A 3,254-nucleotide genomic window follows, 5' to 3' on the forward strand; every position below is an offset into this window, starting at 1 on the left:
CTAGTCCGTCGCCAATCGTTTGGCGCGCCGTCTGCAGCGTAGTGGCCGAAGGCCACGTCAGCGTGAAGACAGAACAGATCATCAAGCTTCGCTTGATGAGCATGAACAATGGGAACGAAGAAGTCGATCGAGCTATTAGTAACGGTAAGCTTCACACATTGCTGTGCTTCCACACCCGTCCTATCAACGTGGTCGTCTTCCACGGCTCTGATAGGGAACACTCGTTTTCAGGTTGGTTTCCCGCTTAGATGCCTTCAGCGGTTATCCATTCCGTATATAGCTACTCTGCTATGCCCTTGGCAGGACAACAGATCCACCAGAGATACGTCCATCCCGGTCCTCTCGTACTAGGGACAGATCCTGTCAATATTCCTACACCCACGGCAGATAGGGACCGAACTGTCTCACGACGTTCTGAACCCAACTCACGTACCGCTTTAAATGGCGAACAGCCATACCCTTGGGACCTGCTCCAGCCCCAGGATGCGATGAGTCGACATCGAGGTGCCAAACAACCCCGTCGATATGGACTCTTGGGGGTCATCAGCCTGTTATCCCCGGCGTACCTTTTATCCGTTGAGCGATGGCCCTTCCACACGGGACCACCGGATCACTATGACCGACTTTCGTCTCTGCTCGACTTGTCAGTCTCGCAGTCAGGCTAGCTTATGCCATTGCACTCGACGACCGATTTCCGACCGGTCTGAGCTAACCATCGCGCGCCTCCGTTACTCTTTCGGAGGCGACCGCCCCAGTCAAACTACCCACCATACACTGTCCCGGATCCGGATAACGGACCGCGGTTAGACATCCACGAAGATAAGGGTGGTATTTCAAGGATGGCTCCACAGAAACTGGCGTCCCTGCTTCAAAGCCTACCACCTATCCTACACATGCCTTGGCGAATGCCAGTGTAAAGCTATAGTAAAGGTGCACGGGGTCTTTCCGTCTGACCGCAGGAACCCCGCATCTTCACGGGGAATTCAATTTCACTGAGTCTATGTTGGAGACAGCGGGGAAGTCGTTACGCCATTCGTGCAGGTCGGAACTTACCCGACAAGGAATTTCGCTACCTTAGGACCGTTATAGTTACGGCCGCCGTTTACTGGGGCTTCAGTTCAGAGCTTGCACCCCTCCCTTTAACCTTCCAGCACCGGGCAGGCGTCAGACCCTATACGTCGTATTGCTACTTCGCAGAGCCCTGTGTTTTTGATAAACAGTCGCTACCCCCTGGTCTGTGCCACCCCATCATACTTGCGTACAAAAGGGTCACGCTTCTTCCGAAGTTACGCGTGCAATTTGCCGAGTTCCTTCAACATAGTTCTCTCAAGCGCCTTGGTATACTCTACCTGACCACCTGTGTCGGTTTCGGGTACGGTCTATACGGTGGAGCTATTTCCTGGAACCTCTTCGCCGCCCAACCAATCCAATAAGGTTGAACAACACACGAGATCCGTCACTACCACCAGGCCCACGAATATTAACGTGGTTCCCATCGACTACGCGTGTCCGCCTCGTCTTAGGGGCCGGCTAACCCTGCTCAGATTAACTTTAAGCAGGAACCCTTGGTCTTTCGGCGAGGGAGTCTCTCACTCCCTTTATCGTTACTCATGTCAACATTCGCACTTCCGATATCTCCAGCAGCCCTCACGGGTCCGCCTTCACAGACTTACGGAACGCTCCGCTACCACTTGCATTGCTGCAAATCCTCAGCTTCGGTGCATGGCTTTAGCCCCGTTACATTTTCGGCGCAAAGACCCTTATTTAGACCAGTGAGCTGTTACGCTTTCTTTAAATGATGGCTGCTTCTAAGCCAACATCCTGGTTGTTTTGGGATCCTCACATCCTTTCCCACTTAGCCATGACTTGGGGACCTTAGCTGGAGGTCAGGGTTGTTGCCCTTTTCACGACGGACGTTAGCACCCGCCGTGTGTCTGCCGACTAGTACTCCTCGGTATTCGGAGTTTGGTTAGGATCAGTAAGACGGTGAGTCCCCATAGCCCATCCAGTGCTCTACCCCCGAGGGTATTCGGTCGACGCTCTACCTAAATAGATTTCGCGGAGAACCAGCTATTTCCGAGTTTGATTGGCCTTTCACCCCTAGCCACAAGTCATCCCGAACTATTGCAACAGTTATGGGTTCGGCCCTCCAGTTGGTGTTACCCAACCTTCAGCCTGCTCATGGCTAGATCACTCGGTTTCGGGTCTAATGCAACTAACTCAATCGCCCTATTCAGACTCGCTTTCGCTGCGCCTACACCTACCGGCTTAAGCTTGCTAGTTACACTAAGTCGTTGACCCATTATACAAAAGGTACGCCGTCACCCTTGCGGGCTCCGACTGTTTGTAGGCATCCGGTTTCAGGTTCTATTTCACTCCCCTCGTCGGGGTGCTTTTCACCTTTCCCTCACGGTACTTGTTCGCTATCGGTCATGCACGAGTACTTAGGCTTGGAGAGTGGTCTCCCCATGTTCAGACAGGATTTCACGTGTCCCGCCCTACTCAAGGACAATGACTGTTCTACGCGTAAGGGGCTATCACCCTCTATGGCCGACTTTTCCAAATCGTTCCGCTTTATTCATCATTGCCACTGGCCTGGTCCGCGTTCGCTCGCCACTACTTGCGGAGTCTCGGTTGATGTCCTTTCCTGCAGGTACTTAGATGTTTCAGTTCCCTGCGTTCGCTTCTTACCCCTATGTATTCGAAAGTAAGATACCTTATCACAATGCTTGGAAACCCAGGCCGTTCGTTAAAACAGACTGGATTTTCCAAGCATTTAAGGTGGGTTGCCCCATTCGGAGATCCATGGATCAAAGCTTATTCGCAGCTCCCCACGGCTTTTCGCAGCGTATCACGTCCTTCTTCGCCTGTGCATGCCAAGGCATCCACCAAATGCCCTTAATTCACTTCTTCGTTCTCATTGTCTATGCTCATCCATAGCCGTTCCAAAGGAACGGCAACCTGATTACCTTTTACAATCAAGTCCTTCCTGATGACATCGACGTGTCGGTACGGTCTTCATTGAGGGCACGCCGGTGCACCTCGAAGCCATACCATTAAGACCAGCTTCTCGAGATATCATCCGGTGATGCGCGGTCAGGCAACATCAATCCAGCATTCCCATCAGATGAAGGCCTAAACCTTCAAACAACAAAAATGCCTCGGACAAGCTTTCCTACCTACCTCCAATCCCTCCACCAATTCCGGCCGACTAAGCCATCACATGGTTTCACAGGGACTGGGCTCGGACGTTT

Annotated in this window: 1 rRNA gene; it reads right to left on the bottom strand. The window is 52.4% G+C overall.

Annotation, left to right across the window (positions count from 1 at the left end):
* Positions 1-114: 114 nt before the first annotated feature.
* A 23S ribosomal RNA gene (locus DOU54_RS01640) occupies positions 115-2,913 on the bottom strand.
* Positions 2,914-3,254: the final 341 nt, after the last annotated feature.

This window comes from Agrobacterium sp. MS2, assembly GCF_003261015.1.
Taxonomy (GTDB): domain Bacteria; phylum Pseudomonadota; class Alphaproteobacteria; order Rhizobiales; family Rhizobiaceae; genus Agrobacterium; species Agrobacterium pusense.